Origin of the sequence: Variovorax sp. YR216 (assembly GCF_900107745.1) — a bacterium.
Taxonomy (GTDB): domain Bacteria; phylum Pseudomonadota; class Gammaproteobacteria; order Burkholderiales; family Burkholderiaceae_C; genus Variovorax.
Genome location: NZ_FNRO01000002.1, coordinates 244831 through 270699, shown reverse-complemented (window position 1 = coordinate 270699; position 25869 = coordinate 244831). Strand labels below are relative to the sequence as shown.

The 25869-nt window shown below is 67.3% G+C and carries 19 protein-coding genes; 10 read left to right on the top strand and 9 right to left on the bottom strand.

Going from position 1 to position 25869, the window contains the following annotated elements:
• The first annotated feature begins 132 nt into the window (after nucleotides 1-132).
• Nucleotides 133-975 (top strand): caspase family protein, encoded by an 843-nt coding sequence (locus tag BLW05_RS06090; RefSeq protein WP_093161105.1) that lies wholly within the window; start codon nucleotides 133-135, stop codon nucleotides 973-975.
• Nucleotides 976-1005: 30 nt separating this feature from the next.
• The gene (locus BLW05_RS06085) at nucleotides 1006-6963 is read left to right on the top strand and encodes a CHAT domain-containing protein (RefSeq protein WP_093161102.1); all 5958 of its coding nucleotides are present in this window, start codon (nucleotides 1006-1008) and stop codon (nucleotides 6961-6963) included.
• A 24-nt stretch (nucleotides 6964-6987) separates the two neighbouring features.
• On the opposite strand, the gene BLW05_RS06080 is transcribed toward BLW05_RS06085, so the two are convergent.
• On the bottom strand, nucleotides 6988-7350 hold the full coding sequence (locus BLW05_RS06080) for an SPW repeat protein (protein ID WP_093161099.1): 363 nt from the start codon (nucleotides 7348-7350) through the stop codon (nucleotides 6988-6990).
• A gap of 57 nt (nucleotides 7351-7407) precedes the next feature.
• On the bottom strand, nucleotides 7408-7911 hold the full coding sequence (locus BLW05_RS06075) for a DUF3016 domain-containing protein (RefSeq protein WP_256330065.1): 504 nt from the start codon (nucleotides 7909-7911) through the stop codon (nucleotides 7408-7410).
• Between the two features lie 149 nt (nucleotides 7912-8060).
• Here BLW05_RS06075 and BLW05_RS06070 point away from each other — a divergent pair, with 149 nt between their 5' ends.
• Together BLW05_RS06070 and BLW05_RS06065 are read left to right on the top strand one after the other, a co-directional pair.
• Nucleotides 8061-8456: a DUF6165 family protein gene (locus tag BLW05_RS06070; protein WP_218135149.1), complete on the top strand. Its 396-nt coding sequence runs from the start codon at nucleotides 8061-8063 to the stop codon at nucleotides 8454-8456.
• Nucleotides 8456-10216, top strand: a complete 1761-nt coding sequence (locus tag BLW05_RS06065; protein WP_093161094.1) for a tetratricopeptide repeat protein — start codon at nucleotides 8456-8458, stop codon at nucleotides 10214-10216. The genes BLW05_RS06070 and BLW05_RS06065 overlap by 1 nt, the downstream gene beginning before the upstream one ends.
• Here BLW05_RS06065 and BLW05_RS06060 read toward each other — a convergent pair.
• From BLW05_RS06060 to BLW05_RS06045, 4 genes are read right to left on the bottom strand one after another with little or no spacing between them, the layout of a single operon-like run.
• Nucleotides 10206-11084 (bottom strand): carbohydrate ABC transporter permease, encoded by an 879-nt coding sequence (locus BLW05_RS06060; protein WP_093161092.1) that lies wholly within the window; start codon nucleotides 11082-11084, stop codon nucleotides 10206-10208. The two genes, BLW05_RS06065 and BLW05_RS06060, sit on opposite strands and share 11 nt — an antisense overlap.
• A complete protein-coding gene (locus tag BLW05_RS06055; protein ID WP_177142604.1) occupies nucleotides 11081-11983 on the bottom strand; it encodes a carbohydrate ABC transporter permease in 903 nt (300 codons plus the stop codon). Before BLW05_RS06055 ends, BLW05_RS06060 begins: the two co-directional genes overlap by 4 nt.
• A 34-nt stretch (nucleotides 11984-12017) precedes the next feature.
• Nucleotides 12018-13346 carry an ABC transporter substrate-binding protein gene (locus BLW05_RS06050; RefSeq protein ID WP_093161086.1) on the bottom strand — a complete coding sequence of 443 codons (1329 nt, stop codon included), beginning with the start codon at nucleotides 13344-13346 and terminating at the stop codon, nucleotides 12018-12020.
• 39 nt (nucleotides 13347-13385) lie between these two features.
• Nucleotides 13386-14459: an ABC transporter ATP-binding protein gene (locus tag BLW05_RS06045; RefSeq protein ID WP_093161083.1), complete on the bottom strand. Its 1074-nt coding sequence runs from the start codon at nucleotides 14457-14459 to the stop codon at nucleotides 13386-13388.
• 183 nt (nucleotides 14460-14642) lie between these two features.
• Here BLW05_RS06045 and BLW05_RS06040 point away from each other — a divergent pair, with 183 nt between their 5' ends.
• Genes BLW05_RS06040 through BLW05_RS06030 form a run of 3 tightly spaced genes read left to right on the top strand, consistent with a single transcriptional unit; the run spans nucleotide 14643 to nucleotide 18300 of the window.
• Nucleotides 14643-15461 carry a FadR/GntR family transcriptional regulator gene (locus tag BLW05_RS06040; protein WP_093161081.1) on the top strand — a complete coding sequence of 273 codons (819 nt, stop codon included), beginning with the start codon at nucleotides 14643-14645 and terminating at the stop codon, nucleotides 15459-15461.
• Nucleotides 15458-16477, top strand: a complete 1020-nt coding sequence (gene denD / locus BLW05_RS06035; protein WP_093161079.1) for a D-erythronate dehydrogenase — start codon at nucleotides 15458-15460, stop codon at nucleotides 16475-16477. Before BLW05_RS06040 ends, denD begins: the two co-directional genes overlap by 4 nt.
• Complete coding sequence (locus BLW05_RS06030; protein WP_093161077.1) at nucleotides 16474-18300, top strand: IlvD/Edd family dehydratase; 1827 nt, start codon at nucleotides 16474-16476, stop codon at nucleotides 18298-18300. The genes denD and BLW05_RS06030 overlap by 4 nt, the downstream gene beginning before the upstream one ends.
• A 176-nt stretch (nucleotides 18301-18476) precedes the next feature.
• Here BLW05_RS06030 and BLW05_RS06025 read toward each other — a convergent pair whose 3' ends face one another.
• The 3 genes from BLW05_RS06025 to polA are packed head-to-tail and all read right to left on the bottom strand — an operon-like array spanning nucleotide 18477 to nucleotide 23509.
• Entirely contained in the window at nucleotides 18477-19382 is a 906-nt protein-coding gene (locus BLW05_RS06025) for a LysR family transcriptional regulator (protein WP_093161075.1), read from the bottom strand.
• Between the two features lie 7 nt (nucleotides 19383-19389).
• Nucleotides 19390-20685 (bottom strand): M20/M25/M40 family metallo-hydrolase, encoded by a 1296-nt coding sequence (locus BLW05_RS06020; protein WP_093161072.1) that lies wholly within the window; start codon nucleotides 20683-20685, stop codon nucleotides 19390-19392.
• Nucleotides 20686-20713: 28 nt separating this feature from the next.
• Nucleotides 20714-23509, bottom strand: a complete 2796-nt coding sequence (gene polA, locus BLW05_RS06015; protein ID WP_093161069.1) for a DNA polymerase I — start codon at nucleotides 23507-23509, stop codon at nucleotides 20714-20716.
• Between the two features lie 98 nt (nucleotides 23510-23607).
• Here polA and BLW05_RS06010 point away from each other — a divergent pair, with 98 nt between their 5' ends.
• The 3 genes from BLW05_RS06010 to BLW05_RS06000 are packed head-to-tail and all read left to right on the top strand — an operon-like array spanning nucleotide 23608 to nucleotide 25838.
• Nucleotides 23608-23991, top strand: a complete 384-nt coding sequence (locus BLW05_RS06010; RefSeq protein ID WP_093162077.1) for a hypothetical protein — start codon at nucleotides 23608-23610, stop codon at nucleotides 23989-23991.
• A 7-nt stretch (nucleotides 23992-23998) separates the two neighbouring features.
• Nucleotides 23999-25042: a homoserine kinase gene (locus tag BLW05_RS06005; protein ID WP_093161067.1), complete on the top strand. Its 1044-nt coding sequence runs from the start codon at nucleotides 23999-24001 to the stop codon at nucleotides 25040-25042.
• Between the two features lies 1 nt (nucleotide 25043).
• Complete coding sequence (locus BLW05_RS06000) at nucleotides 25044-25838, top strand: BPSS1780 family membrane protein (RefSeq protein ID WP_093161064.1); 795 nt, start codon at nucleotides 25044-25046, stop codon at nucleotides 25836-25838.
• Nucleotides 25839-25869: the final 31 nt, after the last annotated feature.

Genomic DNA, 25869 nt, shown 5'->3' with positions numbered 1-25869 from the left:
CCGCAATCGCGCCGTATGCCCTGCCGTGCGCCATATCCCGTTTGGAAGACGACTCGCAGGCCTCTCGCGTGTTCAATCAGGAAGGCGCCGCCGGCGCCCGCACCTTGACCGAACGAACGACAGGAGGCACGCATGTCCAAGCTCGCCCTGTGCATCGGCATCAACAACTACCCCGGCACCGACATGGACCTTGCCGGCTGCGTCAACGACGCCAACGACTGGGCCGCCGAGCTGACGTCGCGCGGCTTCAGCGTGAACAAGCTGCTCGACGGCCAGGCCACCAAAGCCGGCATGGTCGACGCCTTCAAGCGCATCGTCGGGCAGGCGGTGAGCGGCGACGTGGTCGTGATCACCTACTCGGGCCATGGCACCTACCAGTACGACACCGATGGCGACGAGGCCGACGGGCTCGACGAGGCGCTCTGCCCCCACGACATCCGCCTGATCAACGCCGCATTCATCGACGACGAGATCCATGCGATCTTCATGACACGCCGGGATGGCGTGCACATCGTCCTGATTTCCGATAGCTGTCACTCAGGGACCGTGAACCGCGCGCCGCCGAACAGCGCGGACAAGGAGGCCGGGAGGACGCCGCGCTTCATGCCGATGACGGCATGGATGTCCGGCGAGCGCCTCGCCAAGGGAGGCCCGGGCGGCGGCCCGGTGCCTGCCGACGCCAGCCACGCGGCCTCCAGCGCGCTCGCGAGTGCGCAGCAGGACGACGCGGGCGACGTTCTCATGGCCGGCTGCGAAGAAGGCGAGAACCACTTCAGCTATGACGCGACCTTCGCGGACCGCTCCAACGGCGCCTTCACCTTCTACGCGCTGAAGGCGCTGCGCGCCCTGCCCGCGAACGCGAGCTACACGCAGTGGCATGCGGCGCTGGCGGACGACCTGCCTTCCACGCGCTATCCGCAGAAGCCGCAGATCCAGGGCAGCGCGGAGGCGCGAAACCGCGCGGTCTTCACCTGACGTCCTGCCACGCAAGAGGAGAGACGGAGCATGGCGCCACCGATCGTCCTGAAGCTCACCGGACGCGAGAACACGAAACCCGAGGTGCCTGCTCTTCTGAAGTCTTCCACGCGAAGCGCGGCCGGCCCTGCGGCCAAGGACGACTTCCTGCCCGACACACTCCTGACGCCGAAATCCAGCATCGAGCTCGGCGCCGCCGTGCGCGGTGCGCCCGACACCAGCGCAAGCGAACTCGCGGCGGCCGACGACGACGTGCTGGTGATCGAGCTGGCCGACGGCGGCACCCTGGTCACCAGCCCCGCCCGTTTGCGCGATGCGCTGCTTCGCAACCGGCCCGATCTGGTCGACGACGACGGCCGCGTGCTCTTCGATCGCCTGAACGCCGAAAGCGCGATGCCGCGCCGGGGCGTGTTTTCCGACGCGATGGGCAGCCTGGTCACCCGCGTGGTGTCGGTGGCCGTGGGCCGCGATTCGCTGACCGACGCGGCAGAGGCGCTGATCGCCGGTCTTCCGAAGGACAAGGGCGGCAAGGGCAAGCAGACGGCCGCGGTGGACGCCGGCGTGAGCTGGCTCGCCACCCAGGCGCTCATGACCGTCATCGAGGACCGCCTCGGCCGGCCGGCCGGACACCTCTACCGCTGGAACGATGCGGGCGGCAAGCTCGAAGGGGGTACGCCGGATGACGTCGCCGCGATGATCGGCCCGGACGGCAAGGCACGCCCGGCGCTGGTCTTCATCCACGGCACCGCGTCGAGCACGCTCGGCAGCTTCGCCGACCTGCAGCGCACCGACCGGGGGCTCTGGGCCCGGCTCGAAAGCAGCTTTCCAGGCGGCATCTACGGCTTCGAGCACCGCACGCTGTCCGAAAGCCCCATCGACAACGCGCTGCAACTGGCGACGGCGTTGCCCAAGGGCGCCCGCATCAGCCTCGTGACCCATTCGCGCGGCGGCATCGTCGGCGACCTGATGTGCCTGCAGGACATCGACCAGCACATCGACAGCTACAGTTTTGCCTTCCCCGGCGTGGGCGACGCGCAGGGCCGCGAAGCCGAGGTGCGCAAGCAACTCGACAGCGCCCATGCCGAGCACCGCGAGCAATTGCGCCATCTGTTCGCGATGCTGCGCGACAAGGCGCCGGTGATCGAGCGCTACGTGCGTGTCGCCAGCCCCTCGCAGGGCACCAGGCTCGCGAGCGGCAACTTCGACGTGTTCCTCTCGGGCCTGCTGACGCTGATCGGCCGGGTGCCGTTCTTCTTCGGCAATCCGCTGTATTCGGCGTTCAAGCGCGTGGTGATCGAGATCGCGCACAACCGCACCAATCCGCATCTGGTGCCGGGCATCGAGGCCATGCTGCCCGATTCGCCGATGGCCGCGCTGCTGCGCGATGGAACGGTGCAGCCCGACATCCGCATGGGATTGATCGCCGGCGACATCCAGGGCGGCAACCTGCTGATGCGCATGGGCACGCTGCTCACCGACTTCCTGCTGTTCGAGAACACCGACAACGACCTCGTGGTCGATACCGCCTCGATGCTCGCAGGCGTCGCTGTCAAGGCCCAGGCGCGCGTGATGTTCGACCGCGCATCGGATGTCTCGCATTTCAGCTACTTCGGCAACCTGGAGACGCGCACCGCGATGCGCGACTGGCTGGTGCAGGGCCGGCCCGACGATGTCGCCGCGTTCCGCGTGATGCCGCCGCAGTTCACCAGCCTCGACGCGGCCGGCATCGGCGCATCGCGCGACGCGGCGGGCGTGGAGCGGCCGATCGTCATCGTGCTGCCCGGCGTGATGGGCACCTACCTCGATGCCGACGGCAAGCGGGTGTGGCTCAACCCGATCAGCCTCGCAGCCGGCGGCCTGACGGACATCGCCTTCGGTGCCGACAAGGTGACGACCGGCGGCCTCTTCGGCAAGACCTACAGCGCGATCTGCGAGCACCTCGCGGCAAGCCATCACGTGGTGCCATTCCCTTATGACTGGCGGCAGCCGCTCGACGTGCTCGGCGAGCGCCTCGGCACCTTCCTCGACCTGCTGTTGAAACAGACCACGCAACCCGTCCGCCTGCTCGCGCACAGCATGGGCGGACTGGTGGTGCGCGCCTGCATCTACCGGCGGCGCGAGGTGATGGACCGGCTGATGGCACGCGACGGCGCGCGGCTCGTCATGGCCGGCACGCCGCACCAGGGCTCGCATTCGATGGTCGAGAACCTGCTCGGCAAGGGCGATGCGCTGCGCACGCTCGCGCGGCTGGACGTCCGGCACGACATGCAGGAGGTGCTCGACCTCGTCTCGGGCTTCCGGGGCGCGCTGCAACTGCTGCCGCGGCCCGGCTTCGTCGACACCTTCGAGGGGCAGCCCGACGGCGGCGAGCCGCAGCAGTACTGGCGGCCCGAAGGCTGGAAGGCGCTGAAGGCAGTCAACACCGACCTGTGGTTCGGCGACCACCATTGCGGCCAGCCCGATGCCGAGACCCTCGCGTCGGCCGGATGGTTGTGGACCGAGGATGCGAAGGCCGACGGCACCGGCATGCCCGCGCTGCCGGACGCCTATCGCGCGAAGTCGGTCTACGTGTTCGGCGTCGCACCGAACACCCCGTGCGGGGTCCGGGTCGAAACGCGCAGCGGAAGCCCGCGCCTGCGCATGGTATCGACCGCACGCGGCGATGGCACCGTGACCTGGGATTCGGGCCGCATCGGCGGCATCGGGAACTTCTACTACCTGCCGGCGGTGCATGGCGATCTGCTTTCCACGCCGTCCGCATTCGGTGCGCTCGGCGAGTTGCTCGTGACCGGCGCGACCGGTGCGCTCGACCGCAGTCCGCCCACCGCGCGCGGGGCCGCACCGGACCGACCGGTGAGCTACGACCCCGGTCCGCCGAACGCGGTCGACGACGCGACCCTTGCTGCGGCCGTGATCGGCGGCACGCCGGACACCCACGTCACGACGCGCGCCAAGCAACGGCTCGAAGTGAACCTCAAGGCGATGGACCTGCGCTTCCTGTCGTGCCCGATCATGGTCGGCCACTACGAGAACGACTCGATGGCCGGCACCGAGGCACTCATCGACGCCGAGCTCATGGACGGCCAGCTCGCGCAGCGACGCGCGCTCGACCTTTATGCCGGCCCGCTCGGCACCGCCGCGGTGGTGCTGCGCACGCCCAGCGCGATCGAGCGCCGGCGGGGGGTGCTCACCGGCGCCGTGGTTACCGGCCTCGGCAGCTACGAGGGCAATCTGAGCCAGGACGCGCTGATGATCGCGGTGCGCGCCGGCGTGCTGCGCTACCTGCTGCAGGTGGTCGACGTGATGGGCCGCGAGGACCGCGAGGTGCCGCTCGCGACGCTGCTGCTGGGCTACAACTCGTCGGCCAACCTGACGATCGCCGGCTCGGTCGAGGCGGTGGTGCGCGGCGTCATCGATGCCAACGAGAAGTTCCGGCGCACCACCGGCCTGTCGGTGCGCGTGTCGCAGCTGGACATCGTCGAGCTCTATCTCGACACCGCCATCACCGCGGTCTACGAGCTGCGCCAGCTCGCGTCCCGGCTGCAGACGGCCGCCGCGGCGAAGGACACGCTGCTCGCCTGCAACCCCGAACTCGCACAGGGCACCGGGCTGCGCCAGCGCCTGTTCGACGCGCGCGGCGCCAGCTACTGGCCGCGGCTGATCGTCACCGATGCGGACGACCCCGGCACCGCGCCGCGCCCCGACGGCGCAACGCGGCTCGCCGACCGGCTGCGCTTTCTCTATGTCGGCCAGCGCGCGCGGGCCGAGACGGTCGTACAGCAGCGCCAGCCGAGCCTGATCGAGACGCTGGTGCGCCAGCAGATCAGCCAGACGCAATGGAACGCCGACTTCGGCCGCATGCTGTTCCAGCTCATCGTGCCGCCGGACTTCAAGGACGCGGCGCGGCAGCTCCAGCGCATCGTCCTGGTGGTCGACGGCGCGACCGCCAACCTGCCGTGGGAGCTGATGCTGACCGATCCGCTGTTCGCGACCGAGGCGCAGACCGACGGCCCGCTCGTGCCGCTGGCGCTGTGCACGCCGGTGGTGCGGCAGCTGTCGTCCTCGGCCTACCGGCGCGATGTGCGGCAGAGCGTTGCGCGCAGCGCCTATGTGGTCGGCAATCCGTCGGTGCAGGGCTTCGCGGCGGCGTTTCCCGATCCGGCCAACCCGCAGGGCAAGGACCCGGATTCGCTGTCCGGCGCCGAGGTGGAAGCGAACGCGGTTGCGGGTCTGCTCGTCGGCATGGGCTACGAGGTGAGCCGCGCCATCGGTGCCGACAACCTCGCCTCAGACGTGCTCGCGAAGCTCTACCGCAAGCCCTATCGGATCCTGCACGTGTCCGCACACGGGGTGTTCGACCAGCGGCATGTGGACGGGCTTCGCCGCAGCGGCGTCGTGCTCTCGGGCGGGCTGCTCATCACCGCCGCCGAGATCGAGGCGATGGAATCGGTGCCGGAGCTGGTCTTCCTCAACTGCTGCCACCTGGGCCAGATCGACCCGGGCGGTGCGGCCGGGCCGACCGTGCGCGACGGCAACAAGCTGGCCGGCAGCGTCGCGCGCGAGCTGATGGCCATCGGCGTGCGCTGCGTGGTCGTCGCGGGCTGGGCGGTGGACGACAAGCTGGCGCAGCAGTTCGGCGAGGTGTTCTACCAGTCGCTGCTGCAGAACCGGCGGCCCTTCGGCGAAGCGGTGTTCGAGGCGCGCCAGGCCCTGTGGGCCACGCGATCCGACAACGTGACCTGGGGCGCCTTCCAGGCCTATGGCGACCCGCTCTGGCTTGCGGAGCCGGCCGACGCTGCTTCCGGCGCCGCCGGGGGCCGTGCGCCCTTCGTGTCGATCGACGAGATGCTCGACGAACTCGCGCGCGCCCGTGTCGAGATCGCGCGCTGCCCCGACCGCGCGCTGGAGAGCGAGCGGCAGGCGCGCATCCGGGCGATCGAGGATGCGCGCGACCGGCGCTGCCCGCCCTCGTGGCTGCGGCTGCCGCTGCTGCAATCCGCGCTCGGCGCGATCTGGCGCGATCTCGGCTGTCCCGAACAGGCCTACGGGGCCCTGGTCGTGGCGATCCAGACGGTCGACCTGCAGGGCCGCGTGCCGATCCGCGATATCGAACAACTGGCGGCGGTGGAGGTCGAACTCGGCTTCGCGCGCGCCGAACGCGACATCGAGCGCATCCATGCCGAGCAACAGGCGGCCCGCAAGTACCCACCCCGGCCGATGCCCAAGGGCCTGCCGCTGATCGACCACGGCATCGGGCGGCTGCGCGCGCTCGATCGCCTCGTATCCGGCGGCACGCTCTGCCACACGGCCGCGCCGCTGCGCACCAACGCCGATCGGTACGCACTGCTCGGCGAAGCCTGCGAGCGCAAGGCGGTCGTGTTCGCGCTGCATCTGCTGCGCATCAAGGGCACCGCCGCACAGCGCCACCGATGGCGCGGCGCGTTGGAAGACGCGGTGCAGGCCGGCCTGCAGGCGTATGCGCGCGCCGAAGGCATGGCGGGCGACGACGGTTTCCGCCCCTGCGAGGCCTTGCGTGCGCTCGCGCTGCAGACCGCGCTCGACGGATGGGATGCGCCGGAGGCAATGTCGAACGGCGTGGCGCTCGCAAGGCAGTGCGGCCAGATCATCTCCCGGGCCACCGCGCACGACGGCGATACATGGGACGTGGTCGCAAGCCCCGAAGCCCTGCTGGTGGAAAGACTGCGCGACGGCAGCTTCGCCGCGCCGGACGATGCCGGCGATGCGGCGCTGGCATCCGTGCTCGAGGCCTACCGCGACGCGCTGGCGAACCTCGGCCCGCAGGTGCGCCGCATCGACACGACGATCGACCACCTCGACATGCTGTCGATCCTGCTCGACGCCCGTTTTCTCACGGGCGGCGGCGAGGCCTGCCGGCGCATGGCCGACCGGCTGGTCGCGCTCATCCAGCAACTGCGGCCGGCGCGCAGGGTGCGGTCGGATCGGCCGAAGGCGCCGCTCGCCGGCTGAACCGGCGGCGGCACGCCCGCGCGGTCAGTGCGCCGGGCGATGGAGCCAGCCGCTGTATTCCTTGTCGGTCACCAGCGTCCAGAGTGCCAGCGCCACGATTACCGCGCCGGTGATCACCGCGGTCAGCATCGCCTGGCGATGCATGCCGAAGCCGATCACCCACGGGGAGATGACCAGCCACGCGCCGAGCGCGCATTCGGTCCATTCTTCCCAAGCGCGCGGCACGATCATCGCGCCCAACGCCGCGGCCACCAGCGCCACGCCGACGAGCACCGCGTTCGCGGTGGGCGACGGAATGTCCTGGTAGCTCACGAGCCAGGGTGAAATCGCCAGCCACACACCCAGCAGTGCATTCACCACGTCCTGCCAGTGCTTCAGTTGCTTCATCGCACACCTCCTGCCGGCACGGAAAGAGTCGCCGGCAAGACATTGGATTCGCCCGGATCAGCCGTGTTCCTTGGCGGCGACGATGCGGCGCGCAAACCAGTCGTCCAGCATCGGACGCTCGTAGATGAAGCGGTCGCTGCCCGAGTTGCGCCTTGCCATCACGAGGTAGTTCATGTCGCTGATGCGCTCGTGGCCGCTCGCGATCACCTGCCCATCGCGGCTGAGCGTGTAGCGAAGCTCCATGCGCGGCCAGGTGATGTCGGTCAGGACCCGCACCTCGGAACCCCCACGGCGCAGCGGATTGAAATCACCGGCCAGGTCGATGTCGAGCACCTCGATGCGCAGCGCGTCGCCCGGCCCCAGGTACCGGTCGGCGAGCCGCTGCAGGTGCTGCTGCACGTCGCGCAGGACCTCGGCGCGATCGCGCTCGCTGGGGAAAGAGCGCGAATACGCGGCATCGCGGAAGTTCTCCGGATTGACGAAGACGACGGTGAGGTCCGCCGCGCTCGCTGCGGATACGCCGGCAGCAAGCAGCATCGAAAGCGCCCAGGATCGAATCATGTTGATCTCCGGCTGACGTCCACCCAGTTTGCAGGAACCGCGGATCGCGGTCGCCTCCGGCCCGAACAAGCTCACTGCGAACCATGGATTGGGCCTGCCGGGGCCCTTTTACAATTCGCGGCTTCTTTGGCTTGATGGCGGATTTCCTCGTGCACGCACCCGTAATGGTCCCGGTTTCGCCCGGCGAACTCTTCGACAAAAAGACGATTCTCGAGATCAAGCAGGAGCGCGTGACCGACGAGTCCAAGCTGGTCTTCGTCAGGCGCGAACTCGACCTGCTTTCCAGGGCGACCGCCGAGGTGCTGGAAACCTCTCCAGAAGCCGCCGCCATCGAACAGGTGCAGGCCGAGCTGCTCGCCGTCAACAAGCGGCTCTGGGACATCGAGAACGAAGTGCGCCACGCCGAACGCGAATCCCGCTTCGACGCGAAGTTCATCGAGGCCGCCCGGCAGGTGTACCTGACGAACGACCGCCGCGCTGCCCTCAAGCACCGCATCAACGCCCTGCTCGGGTCGCAGCTCGACGAGGTGAAAGAGCACCTCTGATGTCGCCGCAGCAGAAGTCGGAGCTGGCGAACCGCGCACTGGCCCACCAGCGCGAGGGCCGTGTGGATCTGGCGGAAGCCGCATGGAAGACATTGCGCCAGGCCGACCCGGGCGATGCGCGCGCGCCGGCGATGCTCGGGCTGATCGCCGCCAGCAAGGGCGATATTCCGGGCGCGATCGGTCTGCTCGGCGATTCGCTGCAGCGCGATCCCGGCAACGTGGCGATGCGCTTCAACCTCGCATTGCTGCACCGGCAGGCCGGCGACCTCGAGAGCGCCCTTGCAGGCTTCGAGCATGTGCTCGCGCAGCGGCCCGGCGAGACGCGCGTACTACCGCACAAGGCCGATGCATTGCACGCCCTCGGACGGCATGAAGAGGCCATCCAGTGCTTCATGCAGATGCGGCAGATCGAGCCCCTGGGGCCGGACCTGCTGCGCCGCTTCGGCGAGTCGCTCTTCGAGACCGGTCGGCATGAAGAGGCCCGCGCGGCTTTCGCCGAAGCCTTGCGCGCGAAACCGGACAGCGCCGAGCTGCTGATGAACCTCGGCGTCGCCGAACTCGCGCTGCTGCGGCACGATGATGCCCTCGCCACGCTCGAAAAGGCGCGCAGGCTGGCCCCCGGCCGCCCCGAGATCGAATTCAATCTCGCGAACGCACTGTGCGCGGTCGATCGCTTCGACGAAGGCATCCCGCTCTACGAACACCTGCTCGCACAGGACCCGAACGACGGGCAGGTGCGAATGAACCTCGCGAATGCGCTGCGCGACGTGCAGCGGCACCCCGAGGCCATCCCGCACTACGACCGGTTGCTGGCGCAGCCGGACGCGCCGGCCGGCGTGCGATGGAACCGGGCGTTGTGCCTGCTCGGCGCCGGCGATTTCGCGCACGGCTGGCCTGCGTACGAGCAACGGATCGAGGAAGAGCGATTCGGCCACGCCCGAACCTTCGACGCACCCCGCTGGACCGGCACCGAGCCGCTCCAGGGAAAGACGTTGCTGATCCACGCCGAGCAGGGTTTCGGAGACACACTGCAGTTCTGCCGCTATGTGCCGCTGCTGGCATCGCGCGGCGCCCGGATCGTGTTCGAGGTGCAGCGGTCGCTGCTGGGCAGCCTGCGCTCGTTGAAGGGCGTGGACGTCCTCGCGGGCCGCGGCGATGCGCTGCCGGCCTATGACTTCCATTGCCCGCTGATGAGCCTGCCCCTGGCGCTCGGGCTCTTCGACATGCCGGGCCTCACCAGCGAGGTCCCGTACCTGCAGGCCGATCCGGAACGGGTCGACCACTGGCGGCAGTCGATCGCGTCGCAGCCGGGGCCGCGCATCGGCATCGTCTGGACCGGAAATCCCGACCACCCGGAGAACCACAAGCGCTCGATCGCGCTGGCGCCGCTGCGTGCGTCGCTTCCAGTGAACGCGAGTGTCTGGAGCCTGCTGCTTCCCGAGACGCTGAAGCAGGCCGATGCCGGCACCGAGGGCCCGGCGGTCCAGTGCTTCGATGCATCCGATTTCGTGAACACGGCCGCGCAGATCATGGCGCTCGACCTGCTCATCACCACCGACACGTCGATCGCGCACCTCGCGGGTGCGATCGGTGCGCCGGCCTGGCTGCTGCTGCCCTACGCGGCAGACTGGCGCTGGTTCACGAGCAGCACCACGACGCCGTGGTATCCGGCCTTCCGCGTCTTCCGCCAGCCGTCGCCGGGCGACTGGGGTAGCGTGCTTTCGGAATTGCGGGCCGCGCTCGAAGCGATCACTCCTTGACCGAACCGGTCATCCCCGACACGTAGTACTCGACGAAGAACGAGTAAATGAACGCCACCGGCAGCGAGCCGAGCAGCGCGCCGGCCATCAGCGGGCCCCACTGGTAGACGTCGCCCTGTACCAGCTCGGTGACCACGCCGACGGGCAGCGTCTTGATCTCCGACGACGAGACGAAAGTCAGCGCGTAGATGAACTCGTTCCACGACAGCGTGAACGCGAAGATGCCGGCCGAGATCAGCCCCGGCACCGCGAGCGGCAGCACGATCTTCACGAGGATCTGCCAGCGGCTCGCGCCGTCGATCAGTGCGCACTCCTCCAGTTCCGCCGGAATCGAGCGGAAGTAGCCCATCAGCAGCCAGGTGCAGAACGGGATCAGGAAGGTCGGATACGTCAGGATCAGCGCCCAGCGCGTGTCGAACATGCCGAGGTTGAACACCACGTTCGCGAGCGGGATGAACAGGATCGACGGCGGCACGAGGTAGGCCAGGAAGATCGCCAGCCCGGTCTGCCGCGAGCCCTTGAAGCGCAGCCGCTCGATCGCGTAGGCCGCGAACACCGAGCACGCGAGCGATGCGAAGGTCGACACCACCGACACCAGCAGCGTGTTCCACAGCCATTGCGGGTAGGAGGTCTCGAACAGCAGCTTCTGGAAGTGGTTGATGGTCGGCGCGACCACCCAGAACGGGTTGCCCTCGCGCGAGAGCAGCTCCGCGTCGGGCTTCACCGAGGTGATCGCCATCCAGTAGAACGGGAACAGCAGCACGATGAGGAAGACCAGGAGCGGCAGGTAGACCGTGACCACCTTGCGCGGAACGGACTCCAGGTAGCCCATGCCGACCACATCCATCTTCGCTTGATTGGCGCTCATTTGTCGGAGCCTCCCTGTTGCCACGCGCGCCGCTGGAGCCCGAAGTAGCTGAACATGATGCAGGCGAGCAGGAACGGCACCATCGCGATCGCGATCGCCGCGCCCTCGCCCAGCGCACCGCCCGAGATCGCCCGCTGGAACGACAGCGTCGCCATCAGGTGCGTCGCGTTGAGCGGACCACCGCGCGTGATCACGTAGATGAGCTGGAAGTCGGTGAAGGTGAACAGCACCGAGAAGGTCATCACCACCGCGATGATCGGCGTGAGCAGCGGCAGCGTCACATGGCGGAACTGCTGCCACGGCGTCGCGCCGTCGATGGCAGAGGCCTCGTAGTACGACGGGGATATGGTCTGCAGCCCCGCCAGCAGCGTGATCGCGACGAAGGGCACGCCGCGCCACACATTGGCTGCGATCACCGCCAGCCGCGCGTTCCACGGATCGCCGAGGAAGTCGATGTAGTGGTCGATCAGCCCCATCTTCACCAGCGCCCAGCTGATGATGGAGAACTGCGAGTCGTAGATCCACCAGAACGCGATCGCCGACAGCGCCGTCGGCACGATGTACGGCAGCAGGATGACCGCGCGGAAGAAGGTCTTGAAGCGGATGTTCTTGTTCAGCAGCACCGCGAGCCACAGCCCGAGGAAGAACTTGAACACGCTGGCGACCGCCGTATAGAAGAGCGTGTTGAACAGCGCCAGCCGCGTGACCGCGTCGTTCCAGAGAAAGACGTAGTTCTCCAGCCCGATCCACTCCCCGCCCCGGCCCACCTTGGTGTCGGTGAAGCCGAGCCAGGTGCCCAGGCCGAGCGGATAGGTCAGGAACAGCAGCAGCAGCACCGCCGCCGGCAGCATGAAAGCGAAGCCGAGGGCGTTGCGGCTGTTCTGGAAGCGGGCGAGCAGCGTCATGGAATGCGGCGCGCCTGCGCGACCGTCCTCAGACCTTGTAATAGCGTTCTGCACGTTTTTGCGCGCGTTCCGCGGCCTCCTTCGGCGACTTCGAGCCGCTCGCGGCCTCGGCCACCATGTTCGGGATGATGAAGTCCGCCGCCACGCCGGCCGATGCATAGCCCAGCTTGCCTTCGTAGCCCGCCGGCCGCAGGTTCTTGACCGAATCGCGGTACGGCGTGTTCTTCGGGTCCACGGTCCAGATCTCGTTCGCCTCGAAGGCGCGCAGCGGCTGCGCGACGTAGCCGCCCGCGCCCTTGAGCCAGTCGTCGAACTGCGGCCGCTCCATCATGAAGCGCAGGAACTCTTTCGCGGCCTGCGGGTACTTGGTGTACTTCATGACCATCTGGTTGAAGAACAGGTGCGACTCGGTCGGCACGCCCACCGGCCCCACCGGGAAGACCGCGTGGTTGATGTCGGAGGCCAGCTCCTTGACCTTCGCGTCGGGCGAGTTCTTCGCAGCGTAGTAGATCGAGATGCCGTTGTTGGTGACGCTGATCTGCCCGTCGAGGAAGGCCTTGTTGTTGTTCGGATCCAGCCAGGAGAGCGTGCCGGGGATGAAGTTCGCGTACAGCTCCTTGGCGTATTCGAGCGCCTTGAGCGTCTCGGGGCTGTCGATCACCACCTTGTTGTTCTTGTCGACCAGCTTGCCGCCGAAGGACCAGACCAGCCAGTTGGTCCAGGTGCTGTCGCCCGTTGCATTGCCGAGCGCCATGCCGCCCGGGGTGCCCTTTGCCTTGAGCGCCTTGTACATCTTCAGGAAGTCGTCGTTGTTCTTCGGGAAGGTGTCGAAGCCGGCCGCCTTGAGCATGCTCTCGCGATACACCATCAGCGAGCCGGCCGCGCCCAGCGGCAGGCCAAGCCAGCGCTTGCCGTCGGGCCGCATGAACATCTCGCCCGCCGGATACCAGCCGCCGTATTTCTTGCCGAGGTATTCGGCGAGATCGGTCACGTCGAGCAACTTCTCGGGGTAGAGGTTCGCGTCGTCGTTGGTCGACAGGATGATGTCCGGCCCCGCGCCGGTATTGGCCGCGACGGCCGCCTTCGGCCGCACGTCTTCCCAGCCTTCGTTGTCGACCCGCACTTCGACACCGGTGGCTTCGCTGAACTTCTTGACGTTGGCCATGTAGGCGTCGATGTCGCCCTGCACGAAACGGCTCCACCGCAGCACGCGCAGCTTGGCGCCCTTCTCGGGCTTGAAGGTCATCGTCTGGGCATTGGCGAACGGCGAAAAGACGGCCGTGCCGACGCCGAGCGACGCCGCGGCCGCGAAGCCCGCCGAGCTCTTGAGAATCGTGCGGCGATTGAAGTCACTCATTCTTTGTCTCCTGATGTTGAAAGGGCCAAAAAAAGAACCTCAAGCTACCAGCCTCTGGCCGGTGCCTGCGTCGAAGAGATGCGCGCGCTGAAGATCGGGTTGCAGGTGGATGGTGGTCCCAGGCGCGAAGTCGTGGCGCTCGCGGAACACCGCCGAGATCTCGGTGCCCTCATGCCGGCAGGCGACGAAGGTGTCCATGCCGGTGGGCTCCATCACCACGACGCGAGAGGGAATGCCGCCGCCGTCCGCAAGGCTCAGGTGCTCGGGCCGCGTGCCGTAGACGACCGGCTGGCCGTCGACGCCGCCTGCGTGCGTTGGTGCATCGAGCTTCGTGCCGTCCGCGAGCTCTACCATCGCCGCGCCGCCGTTGCGCCGCAGAGTGCCAGGGAGGAAGTTCATGGCCGGCGAGCCGATGAAGCCGGCGACGAACTGGTTGGCCGGCCGGTCGTAGAGCTCCAGCGGGCTGCCGGTCTGCTCGATGCGGCCGTCGCGCATCACGACGATCTTGTCGCCCATGGTCATGGCCTCGATCTGGTCGTGCGTGACGTAGATCGAGGTGGTCTTGAGCCGCTGGTGCAACTCCTTGATCTCGCTGCGCATGGCCACGCGCAGCTTGGCGTCGAGGTTGGACAAGGGTTCGTCGAAGAGGAACACCTGCGGGTCGCGAACGATTGCCCGCCCCATCGCGACACGCTGGCGCTGCCCGCCCGAGAGCTGGCGCGGATAGCGGTCCAGCAGCGGCGTGAGCGCGAGGATCTCGGCCGCGCGGCCGACCTTCTGCTCGATGGTGGCCTTGTCGATCTTCGCGAGCGCAAGCGCGAACGCCATGTTGTCGCGCACCGTCATGTGCGGGTAGAGCGCGTAGTTCTGGAACACCATCGCAATGTCGCGCTCCTTGGGCGGGAGGTCGTTCACGCGGCGCTCGCCGATCCGGATTTCGCCGCTGTTGATCTCCTCGAGCCCGGCGATCATGCGCAGCAAGGTCGACTTGCCGCAGCCCGATGGCCCCACGAGGACGGTGAAGGAGCCGTCCCGGATGTCGATGTCCACGCCGTGAAGGATGGGGACATCACCGAAGTTCTTCTTGACTGCCTGGATCGTGACACTTGCCATGCACTGGAGCCTTCAAAGTACGCGGAACTGGCGAAGGCGGCGGCTCGGGGCCCTTGAAACCGCTTTCGCAACCGCGCAGTATTGGCATCGCGAAAGTCGCGCGCATCAGGGCAAACCGGTACGCATTAACCCCCGGTCAATTTGTATGATGACCAGATAACTGACCTGAATTCCATCAACGCCGTGCGCGTTCCGGCACCTTCCCAACCCCAACCGCTGATCGTCGATCGGCTGTCGGACCGGTTGGCCGCGCTGCTGAGCGCGCAGATCGACTCCGGCGCCCTGCACGCGGGCGACCGCCTCCCGACCGAGCAGAAGCTTGCAGAGGCCCACGGCGTTTCTCGCACCGTGGTGCGCGAGGCGGTGCACCAGCTCAAGTCCAAGGGCATGGTGAACTCGCGGCAAGGCTCGGGCGTGTATGTGGCGCCCCGCCCCGTCAACCAGGCGCTGGTCTTCGATCCGGCGGTGTTGACCTCCGTGCAGGCAGTGGTGCATGTGGTGGAAGTGCGGCGCGTGCTCGAAGGCGAGATCGCAGCGCTGGCCGCCGAGCGCGCCTCGCGATCGCAGATCGCAGAGCTGCGCCGCGCCCTCAAGGCCATCGACGGTGCCGTGGCGGACGGCCGCGACGGCGTCGCCGAGGACCTGGCCTTCCACCGCGTCATCGGCGAAGCCACCGGCAACCCGCAATTCCGGCTGCTGCTCGGCTTCCTGGAGCAGTACCTGCGCGAAGGCATGCGCATCACGCGCGGCAACGAAGCGCGCCGGCTCGATTTCATGACCGAGGTGCAGCGCGAGCACCGCGCCATCTTCGAGGCGATCGCGGCGCGCGATCCCGAAGCGGCGCGGCGCCGGGCCACGGAACACATCACGCGCGGCGAACAGCGGCTGATCGAGGGCGGCGTCATCGACGGCCGCCGTCGCCAGGCGGCGGTCAAGGCCGTTCGCGCCGCCGCAGCCCCCACCGCCAGGAAGGGCAAGAAATCCATGAAGGAGTCCCCATGAAACTGATGATCACGGGAGGCGGCGGTTTCGTCGGATCGCGCCTCGCCCAGGCATTGCTCGCTCGCGGCACGCTCGCGGGCGAGCGAATCGGCCGCCTCGTGCTGACCGACATCGCACCGCCGCCCGCGAGCCTGCTCGCGGACCCGCGCGTCGAAGCGCGCACCGGCCCCCTGCTGGCGCAAACCGACGCGCTGCGCGACGAGGAGTTCGACGGCGTCTTCCATCTCGCATCCGCCGTATCGGGCGAATGCGAGCTCGACTTCGACCTCGGCCTGCGCTCCAACCTCGACAGCACGCGCGCGCTGCTCGATGCGATTCGCGCGCGCGTCAACGCCGGCGGCAAGGTGCCGCGCCTGGTGTTTTCGAGCTCGGTCGCGGTGTTCGGGCCGGACCCGGCCCATCCGATGCCCAAGATCGTCGGCGACGACACGCTCCCTGTCCCGCAGACGTCCTACGGCATCCAGAAGCTGATCTGCGAACACCTGATCGCCGACTACACCCGCAAGGGCTATGTCGACGGCCGCGCGGCGCGGTTGATGACGGTGACGGTACGGCCCGGCCGGCCGAACGGCGCGGCATCGTCTTTCTTCAGCGGCATCATCCGCGAGCCGCTGGCAGGGGTGGAGTCGATCTGCCCGGTGTCGCCCGACGTGTCGCATCCGATGTCGTCGCCGGCACGCACGGTGGACGGGCTGATCGCCGTCTATGAAGCCAGCCGCGAAGCTTTCTGCGGGCGCACTGCACTCAACTTGCCGGCGCTCAACGTCACGGTGCGCGAGATGCTCGATGCACTCGAAGAAGTCGCCGGCCCGGCGGTGCGCGCGCGGGTGCGCTTCGAGCGCGACGAGCGCATCGCGGGCATCGTCGCCAACTGGCCGAGCGGCGCCTCGGCTGCGCGTGCGGCGCGGCTGGGGTTGCATCCGCATGAAAACTTCGCCGACATCGTTCGCCAGTACATCGCCGATTGCAAGGCCGCACCGAACGCAGACCAGACCCTGAAGGGAATGTCCTCATGAAATCGAAAAAGAAGAACACCAAGGCCTCGGCGAGCAAGACCCCGAAGTTCAAGCTGCGCTCCCAGGCCTGGTTCGACAACCCGGCGAATGCCGACATGACCGCGCTCTACCTCGAGCGCACGATGAACTTCGGCCTGGGCTTCGACGAGCTGCAATCGGGCCGGCCGATCATCGGCATCGCGCAGACGGGCTCCGACATTGCGCCGTGCAACCGGCACCACCTGGTGCTGGCCGAGCGGGTGCGCGAAGGGATCCGCGATGCGGGTGGCATTGCGTTCGAGTTTCCGATTCATCCGATCCAGGAGACCTGCAAGCGGCCCACGGCGGCGCTGGACCGTAATCTGCAGTACCTGTCGCTGGTCGAGGTGCTGTACGGCTATCCGATCGATGGCGTGGTGCTGACGACGGGCTGCGACAAGACGACGCCCGCGCAGCTGATGGCCGCGGCGACGGTGGACATCCCCGCGATCGCGCTCAATTCCGGGCCGATGCTCAATGGCTGGTACGAGGGCGAGCGCACCGGTTCCGGCACGATCGTCTGGCGTGCGCGCGAGATGATGGCGGCGGGCAAGATCGGCTACCAGGAGTTCCTGAAGCTGGTCGCATCGTCGGCGCCTTCGACCGGGCACTGCAACACGATGGGCACGGCCTCGACCATGAATTCGCTCGCCGAGGCGCTGGGCATGACGCTGCCGGGCAGCGCGGCGATTCCGGCACCGTATCGCGACCGTCAGGAGATGGCCTACATGACGGGCAAGCGCATCGTGGAGATGGTGCGCGAGAACCTGAAGCCTTCGGACATCCTCACGCGCGAGGCCTTCGAGAACGCGATCGTGGTCAATTCCGCGCTCGGCGGCTCGACGAATGCGCCGGTGCATCTGAATGCGATCGCGCGGCATATCGGCGTGGAGCTGACGACGGACGACTGGGAGAAGCACGGCTACAAGATTCCGTTGCTGGTCAATCTCCAGCCGGCGGGCGAGTATCTCGGCGAGGACTATTACCGCGCGGGCGGGCTGCCTGCGGTGGTGGCCGAACTGGTCGCGCAGAAGAAGATCAAGCCGGCGATGACGGCCAATGGCAAGACGCTGGCCGAGAACTGCGAGGGCAAGTTCACGAGCGACCGGAAGGTGATCTTCCCGTACAACAAGCCGATGAAGAAGAACGCGGGCTTCCTGAATCTGAAGGGCAATCTCTTCGATTCCGCAATCATGAAGACGAGCGTGATCACGCCCGAATTCCATTCGCGCTACCTGGAAGACCCGAAGGATCCGATGGCGTTCGAGGGCACGGCGATCGTGTTCGACGGCCCGGAGGACTATCACGCGCGGATCGACGATCCGAAGATGAAGATCGACGAGCGGAGCGTGCTGTTCATGCGCGGCGTGGGGCCGGTGGGTTATCCGGGCGCCGCCGAGGTGGTGAACATGCGGGCGCCTTCGTACCTGCTCAAGAAGGGCATCACCGCCCTGCCTTGTATTGGCGACGGGCGGCAGTCGGGCACTTCGGGGTCGCCATCGATCCTCAACGCCTCACCCGAAGCCGCGACGGGCGGTGGGCTGGCGCTGGTGCGTACCGGGGATCGTGTGCGCATCGATCTCAAGAAGCGCACCGCCAACATGCTGGTTTCCGATGAGGAACTTGCGAAGCGTCGTGCGGAGCTGGAGAAGCGAGGAGGCTATCCGTATCCGAAGAGCCAGACGCCGTGGCAGGAGATTCAGCGGGCTGTTGTCGATGAGCTTTCGGAAGGGATGGTTCTGAAGCCTGCCGTGAAGTACCAGCGGATTCACGCGACGTTCGGGATTCCTCGGGATAACCACTGACTTGTCTTGCTTGCGCTCGCTGGACGGTCCGCCTGGGTTACGCGGAAAAAGGGCCGCGCGTGTTTGAGCGAAGCGAGTTTCGCGCGGACCCCGCGTACCGTGAGCAGCGCAGGGCAGCCGCGAAGCGGCCGGTGACGTCGGCCGCCCAAGGGCACATCGCCCGCCATCGCCGCCCCCTACTCGGAACTCATCTCTTCAACCGCTTCCCGCATGAACCGAATGATGCTCCGCACGGCAACAGAATCCGGCCGCCCGGCAAAGCGCAATGCCCGGATCGGCACCGGAATGAGCGGCTCCAGCGCCAGCACATCCACCTTCTCCCGATCCGCCGACTTCGCCGTGCAACCATCGACGAGCGCCACCCCCAGGCCGTGATGCGCCATCGCCAGCGCCGCGTGATAGGTCTGAACTGTCACGACAGCCTGGAACCCGACCCCCGCCTGCCGGCAGGCCTGACTCAGGCTCGTCCCCACGGGATCGCGGCTGTCGAGCCCCACCACCGGCAGCTTGACCAGATCATGCAAGGCCACGGAACCATTGCGCAGCAGCGCACGCGACAGCATCCCCTTCGGAGCGATGCAGGTCATGCGGCTGTCTGCCAAGGTCTCCTGCGTCAACGAGGGATGCACCGCGGGGCTGAACGCGAAGCCCACGTCCGCCTCCTGCAGCAGCAACGCCGACATGATCTGCGGCGAGTGCAGCGATTCGACCGTCACTGCCATACCCGGATGCTTCTCGCGGAAACGCTTGAGCGCACGCGGCAGCACCTCGTAGCTCAACGCCAGCACCGTGAGGATCCGAAGTTCGCCCGAATCGGTCCCCGCGCGCAGGTTCGCCGCGAGCCGCTGCACCTCGTCGAGCTGCGCGAACAGCCGCTCGATGCGCGGGTACAGCGCCAGCGCCTCGGTCGTCGGGGTCAGCCGCCCCTTTGCGCGCTGGAACAACGAGAACCCGAGCTGAATCTCCGCATGCTGCAGCGTGCGGCTCACCGCCGGCTGAGTGATGTTGATCAGGCGCGCCGCCGCGCTCACGCTCCCCGTGAGCATGATCGCGTTGAAGACCTCGATGTGACGCAGCCGCATCTCTCGCTCAGGGGTTGGACTGGTCCACCTTGCCGTGTGAAACGTCCATGATCAGCTGCGCCGCCAGATACAGCCGCGGCTCGATCGAATCGATCACCACATATTCCGCGTCCATCGAATGCGCGCCGAAGCCCTGCAGGCCGAAGCGCTCGACCACCGCGGCCTTCGTCTTCAAGGCGGCAAAGGCTGCGTCCGTGCCGCCACCTGCCACCTTGTCATCGGCACCGAGCGACTTGCCCAGGTCCTTGTAGATCTGCTGCGCATGCGTCGCCAAGGCGCGTGACGCATCGTTCGACTCCAGTGGGGGACGGCGGCGCTCGAACTTCACCTCGACCTTCGCCTGCGGAATGAGCTGGTTCTTCGCGCGCTCCTTCACCTGCTGCTCGATGCGGTCGTAGTCGCTCACCGACAGCACGCGCACATCCGCACCAGCCGTTGCCGTCGCCGGGATCACATTGCGATTGGTGCCGGCGCGCGAGATCGTCCAGTTGAGCTTGAGCCCCGTCGCGGGATCCGACAGATCGCGCATCTGCAGGATCTGGTGCGACAGCTCGTAGAGCGCATTCACACCCGCCTCGGGCATCGACCCCGCGTGCGAGGCCTTGCCCGTGACATTGAGCGTGACGGACGCGATACCCGCCGTCGCGAGCGAGAGCTTGTCGTCGCGCACCGACGAGCCTTCGAACGACATCACGACATCGTGCTCGCCGCCCAATTGGGTGATCAGCGAACGCGCGCCCGGCGAGCTGATTTCCTCGTCGCCGTTGATGAGCACCGTGAGCGTGCCGTAGTCCTTGAAGTTCATCGCCTTCAGCATCGCGACCGTGTGCGCAATCACCGCGATGCCCTGCTTGTCGTCGCCAATGCCGAGGCCGTAGGCCTTGTCGCCGTCGATGCGGAAGGGTTGCTGCTTCGCCATGCCGATCTGGTAGACCGTGTCCATGTGCGCGATCAGCATGATCTTCTTCGTGCCCGTGCCCTTGAACGTCGCGCGCACGACCTTGCCGATCTTCTCGGGCGTGTCTTCCATGCGGTAGGCGCCCTCGGAGACATCGATCAGCTCGACCTGCCCACCGAGTGCCTTGAACTTCGAGGCGACGAGATTCGCCATCTTGTCGAGGCCTTCCAGGTCGCGGCTGCCGGATTCGATCGAGACGAACTCCCTGAGGGTTTCGAGCAGCGCCGGCTTCTCCTTGGCAGCCAGCGCGGTCAGGCGTTCATCGGGGGCGGCGAAAGCACCTGCGCATGCGGCGCTCAGTGCGGTCAACAGAAGCGCTTTACGGGCAAAAGCAATAGCAGTCATTCAGTTCATCGTCTCCAAAAAATTGTTCTCAATGTGCCTTGTCCCAATTGGGACCAAAACCAATCTCCGCGAGCAATGGCACCTTCAGATCCGCCACACTCGCCATAAGCCGAGGGATCTCGGTTCGGACCCACTCGACCTCGCTCTCCGGCACCTCGAACACCAGTTCGTCATGCACCTGCATGATCATCTTCGTGCCGCGCTTCTCGGCATCGAGCACTTCCTGCACCTTCACCATGCTGAGCTTGATGAGGTCGGCCGCGGTGCCCTGCATCGGCGCGTTGATGGCCGCGCGCTCCGCAGCGCCGCGCCGCGGGCCGTTGGGCGACTTGATCTCGGGCAGGTAGAGGCGCCGGCCGAACACCGTCTCCACATAGCCGATCTCCTTGGCATGCGCCTTGGTCTCGTCCATGTACGCCTTCACACCTGGATAGCGCGCGAAGTAGCGATCGATGTACGACGCCGCAGCCTTGTTGTCGATGCCCAGGTTGCGCGCGAGACCGAAGCTGCTCATGCCGTAGATCAGGCCGAAGTTGATCACCTTCGCATAGCGGCGCTGCTCGCTCGACACCTGCTCCACCGCCACGCCGAACACTTCGCTGGCGGTCGCGCGGTGCACGTCGATGCCCTCGGTGAAGGCGCGCAGCAACGATTCGTCGCCGCTGATGTGGGCCATGATCCGCAGTTCGATCTGCGAGTAGTCGGAACTCGCGATCACGCTGCCCGCCGGCGCCACGAAAGCTTCGCGCACGCGGCGGCCTTCCGCCGTACGGATCGGGATGTTCTGCAGGTTGGGATCGTTGCTCGACAACCGGCCGGTCACGGCCACCGCCTGCGCGTAGTGCGTGTGCACCCGTCCGCTTCGCGGATGCGCCAGCAGTCCGAGCTTGTCGGTGTAGGTGCCCTTGAGCTTCGACAGGCCCCGGTGCTCCAGGATCTTGGCCGGCAGCGGGAAGTCCTCCGCGAGCTTTTCGAGCACTTCTTCGTCGGTGCTCGGCGCGCCGCTGGGCGTCTTCTTGACCACTGGCAGGCCGAGCTTGGTGAAGAACACCTCGCCGATCTGCTTGGGCGAGCCGAGGTTGAACGGCTGGCCGGCCAGCGCGTAGGCCTCCTGCTCCAGCGCCATGATGCGCTTGCCGAGCTCGTTGCTCTGTGCGGCGAGCGTGGGCGCGTCGATGAGCACACCATTGCGTTCGATCCGGTAGAGCGTCTCGCTGGTCGCGATCTCCAGCTCATAGACGAAGCGCAATTTCTCGTCGGCTTCGAGCCTGGGCCAGAGCGCGCGATGAACATCCAGCGTCTGGTCGGAGTCTTCGCAGGCGTACTCGGCCGCCTTGTCGATCGCGACCTGGCTGAACGGGATCTGGTGCGCGCCCTTGCCGCACAGGTCTTCATAGTCGATGCCGGTGCGTCCGAGATGCCGCTCGGCGAGGCTGGCGAGGCCGTGCGGCTTGTGCACTTCGAGCACGTAGCTCTGCAGCATCGTGTCGTGCGCGTAGCCCTGCACCTCGATGCCGTGATTGGCGAACACATGGCGGTCGTACTTGATGTGCTGGCCGAGCTTCTTCTTCGTGCCGTCTTCGAGCCATGGCTTGAGGCGCGCAAGCACCTCGCCCTGCGGCAACTGGGCCGGCGCATCGGGGTAGTTGTGGCCGACGGGGATGTAGGCCGCCTCGCCTGGCGTCACGCTGAAGCTGATGCCGACGATCTCGGCCACCATCTCGTCGAGCGACGTGGTCTCGGTATCCAGCGCGACAAGTTCGGCCGACTGCAGCTTCGCGAGCCAACTGTCGAACATCTCCCAGGTCAGGATCGTGTCGTAGACGAGGTTGGATGCCGTCTCGGCAGCCTCGAAGCCGGGCTGGTCGAACAACCCCGTGCCGCCTTCCGGCGCCGCGTTGCGCTTCTTGCTTTGCTCGATGAGCTCGGGCGGCGTCTCGTGCGCTTCGAGCGACTTCACCAGCGACTTGAAGCCAAAGCGCTCGTAGAAGACTTTCAGCTCATCGATCTGCTGCGGGCCGATCGCGATCGCATCCAGCGCCGGCAGGCCCACCACATGGCCGTCGAGGTCGCAGTCGGTGCGGATGGTCACCAGCCTGCGGCCCTGCGGAAGCCAGTCGAGCACCTTGCGCAGGTTCTCGCCGGCCTGCCCCTTGACCTCGCCGGCGCGGGCGATGAGGCCGTCGAGCGAGCCGTATTCGCCGAGCCACTTCGCCGCCGTCTTCGGGCCGACCTTCTCGACGCCTGGCACGTTGTCGACGGCATCGCCCACCAGCGTCTGGTAGTCGATCATCAGGCCGGGCGGCACGCCGAACTCGGCCGTCACGCCGGCGATGTCGCGCTTCTTGCCGTTCATGGTGTCGATGATCGTCACGTGCTCGTCGACGAGCTGGCTCAGGTCCTTGTCGCCGCTGGAGACGATCACCTCGATGCCTTGGTTCGCCGCGGTACGCGCGAGCGTGCCGATCACGTCGTCGGCCTCGACGTCGGGCACGCACAGCACCGGCCAGCCCAGGAGCTTCACCACCTGGTGGATGGGCTCGATCTGGCTGCGCAGGTCGTCCGGCATCGGCGAGCGGTTGGCCTTGTAATGGGGATACCAGTCGTCGCGGAAGGTCTTGCCGGGCGCGTCGAACACGCAGGCGGCGTAGTCCGCGCGCACCTCGCGGCGCAGGGCGGTCATCATGTTGATCATTCCCCGGATCGCGCCGGTGGCCGGACTGCTGCTGTCACCGGGGACGGCGCGCAGATCGGGCATCGCATGGAAGGCGCGGTAGAGATAGCTCGATCCGTCGACGAGCAGCAGCGTTTTCTTGTCGGTCATCAAGGCATTTTGCCGTGCCGGGGCAACGCACCCGCAAGGTGGGTCGACAAGCGCACCTGCGGGTATCCCTGATGCAAACGCCGACCTACAATCGTGTCATGTCGTCCACCCGTCTTCTCGTCCCCCGCATGCGGCTGGCAGCCGTGCTGCTGGGCTGCATCGCGCCGTTCGCGGCGGTCCAGGCCCAGAATCCTCAGCCCGCGGAGTCGTCGGCCCGCCCGGCCCAGCAGCAGCCCGACCAGGACAAGGCAGCCGGACGCCAGAACCAGAAGATCGAGCGCATCCACATCGAGGACAGCCGCAACTCGATCGACGAACTCCGCGTCGGCGGCCAGACGCAGAACATCACCGTGCAGCCCAAATCCAACGCGCCGGCCTACCAGGTCATGCCCAATGGCGAGCGTGCGCGAAGCGAAGGCCAGTCGGATTCGAGCGCCAGCGACAGCGGTTCGCGCGTCTGGTGGAACGTCTTCAAGTTCTGAGCGCGCGGTGGCGGTTTTCACGGAAGTCGGATTCGACGAAGCCGACGCGCTGGTTCAGCGCCTGGGACTCGGCCCCCTCCGCGAGCTTCGCGGCATCGAGGGTGGCATCGAGAACACCAATTACTTCGCAACCACGGCATCGGGCGAGTTCGTGCTGACGCTGTTCGAGCGCCTTGGCGCCGAGCAGCTCCCTTACTACCTTTGTCTGATGAAGCACCTCGCGGCGCGGGGCCTGCCCGTGCCCGAGCCTGTGGCCGACCCGGCGGTCGCCCCACCGGATGGCCACGCGCTGTCGATCCCCGCGAATGCACCCTGCGAGCTGCTGCACACGGTGGCCGGCAAGCCGGCAGCGATCGTCCAGCGCCTGCAGGGCAAGAGCGAACTGGCGCCCACCGCGCGCCACTGCGGCGAGCTCGGCCGGCTGCTTGCGCGCATGCACATTGGGGCGCGTGACTTCCCGCGCATCCAGCCCAACCTGCGTGGCCTGCATTGGTGGAACGACACCGCGCCGGTGGTCCTGCCCTACCTGGAAGCGCCGCAGGCCGGCCTGCTGCGCAGCGAGCTCGCCTACCAGAACCACATCGCCGAATCGTCGTCCTACGCGGCGCTGCCGCGCGGTCCGGTCCATGCCGACCTGTTCCGCGACAACGCGATGTTCGACACCCACGCCAGCGTGGAGGCGCCGAAGCTCACCGGTGTGTTCGACTTCTATTTCGCCGGCACCGACACCTGGCTGTTCGACATCGCCGTGTGCCTGAACGACTGGGCCATCGACCTGCAGACCGGCCGCCATGACAATGCCCGCGCCGACGCCCTGCTCGCCGCCTACGCCTCGGTGCGTCCGCTGACCGGGGCCGAGCGCGCGTTGCTGCCGGCCATGCTCCGGGCGGCGGCGCTGCGCTTCTGGATTTCGCGCCTCTGGGACTTCTACCTGCCGCGCGAAGCCAGCATGCTCAAGCCGCACGATCCGGCCCATTTCGAGCGGGTGCTGCGTGAACGCGCCCACGCAAGCTTCGAATTGCCCAGCGGCACCCAGCCGCTGGCCGCATAGGATGAAACTCAATCTCGTGCCGGCACGCACCGGCGTGACCTGGGTCCGCACCGGACTCCAGGCCTTCGCGCGGCAGCCGCTGGCCTTCATCTCGCTGTTCTTCTTCTTCATGACGATGGTGTCGCTGGCATCGCAGTTGCCGCTGGTCGGCGCCGCGATCGCGCTGATGCTGCTGCCGACGATGACGCTCGGTCTGATGGCGGCAACCGCACAGGCCGCCGGCCCCGAGAAGCCGGCGGCCGGTGCGGTGTTCCTCGCTGCGCTCCATGCGGTGCGCGCCGATGTGCGGCCGATGGCGGTGCTGGGCGCGATGTACGCCGCGCTCTTTCTCGCGGTCATGGCCATTTCCGCGATCGCCGACGGCGGGCAGTTCGCCCGCGTCTACCTGTTGGGCGGGCAACTGACGCGCGAAATGGCCGAGACCACCGAATTCCAGGTCGCGCTGTGGATCGCGATGGGGCTGTACCTGCCGCTGTCGCTGGCCTTCTGGCATGCGCCCGCGCTGGTGCACTGGCACCGCGTGCCGCCGGCCAAGAGCCTGTTCTTCAGCTTCGTGGCGTGCTTCAGGAATTTCGGCGCGCTGACCGTGTTCGGCCTCGTGTGGGCGGGCGTTTTCATCGGCGCCGGCATCGTGCTGAGCTTGCTGGCGACGCTGCTGGTCGCCCTCGGCGCGATGGGCGTCGGCGCCGGGGCTTCGGCGGCCGGCGGCGCAGTGATGATCGGTGGGGCGCTGGTGATGGCGGCGATGTTCTTCACCAGCACCTGGTTCACGTTCCGCGACTCGTTCCACGAGTAACCCCCAGCCTCGCCCACTGCGTGTGGCTCGG

What these genes read in the sequence shown, in the direction of transcription:
- BLW05_RS06020 (WP_093161072.1), bottom strand. Translation starts at nt 20,685, where the DNA reads ATGACTGCTATTGCTTTTGCCCGTAAAGCGCTTCTGTTGACCGCACTG.
- BLW05_RS06045 (WP_093161083.1), bottom strand. Translation starts at nt 14,459, where the DNA reads ATGGCAAGTGTCACGATCCAGGCAGTCAAGAAGAACTTCGGTGATGTC.
- BLW05_RS06060 (WP_093161092.1), bottom strand. Translation starts at nt 11,084, where the DNA reads ATGAGCGCCAATCAAGCGAAGATGGATGTGGTCGGCATGGGCTACCTG.
- BLW05_RS06010 (WP_093162077.1), top strand. Translation starts at nt 23,608, where the DNA reads ATGTCGTCCACCCGTCTTCTCGTCCCCCGCATGCGGCTGGCAGCCGTG.
- BLW05_RS06025 (WP_093161075.1), bottom strand. Translation starts at nt 19,382, where the DNA reads ATGCGGCTGCGTCACATCGAGGTCTTCAACGCGATCATGCTCACGGGG.
- denD (WP_093161079.1), top strand. Translation starts at nt 15,458, where the DNA reads ATGAAACTGATGATCACGGGAGGCGGCGGTTTCGTCGGATCGCGCCTC.
- BLW05_RS06065 (WP_093161094.1), top strand. Translation starts at nt 8,456, where the DNA reads ATGTCGCCGCAGCAGAAGTCGGAGCTGGCGAACCGCGCACTGGCCCAC.
- BLW05_RS06000 (WP_093161064.1), top strand. Translation starts at nt 25,044, where the DNA reads ATGAAACTCAATCTCGTGCCGGCACGCACCGGCGTGACCTGGGTCCGC.
- BLW05_RS06085 (WP_093161102.1), top strand. Translation starts at nt 1,006, where the DNA reads ATGGCGCCACCGATCGTCCTGAAGCTCACCGGACGCGAGAACACGAAA.
- BLW05_RS06075 (WP_256330065.1), bottom strand. Translation starts at nt 7,911, where the DNA reads ATGATTCGATCCTGGGCGCTTTCGATGCTGCTTGCTGCCGGCGTATCC.
- BLW05_RS06090 (WP_093161105.1), top strand. Translation starts at nt 133, where the DNA reads ATGTCCAAGCTCGCCCTGTGCATCGGCATCAACAACTACCCCGGCACC.
- BLW05_RS06080 (WP_093161099.1), bottom strand. Translation starts at nt 7,350, where the DNA reads ATGAAGCAACTGAAGCACTGGCAGGACGTGGTGAATGCACTGCTGGGT.
- BLW05_RS06050 (WP_093161086.1), bottom strand. Translation starts at nt 13,346, where the DNA reads ATGAGTGACTTCAATCGCCGCACGATTCTCAAGAGCTCGGCGGGCTTC.
- polA (WP_093161069.1), bottom strand. Translation starts at nt 23,509, where the DNA reads ATGACCGACAAGAAAACGCTGCTGCTCGTCGACGGATCGAGCTATCTC.
- BLW05_RS06030 (WP_093161077.1), top strand. Translation starts at nt 16,474, where the DNA reads ATGAAATCGAAAAAGAAGAACACCAAGGCCTCGGCGAGCAAGACCCCG.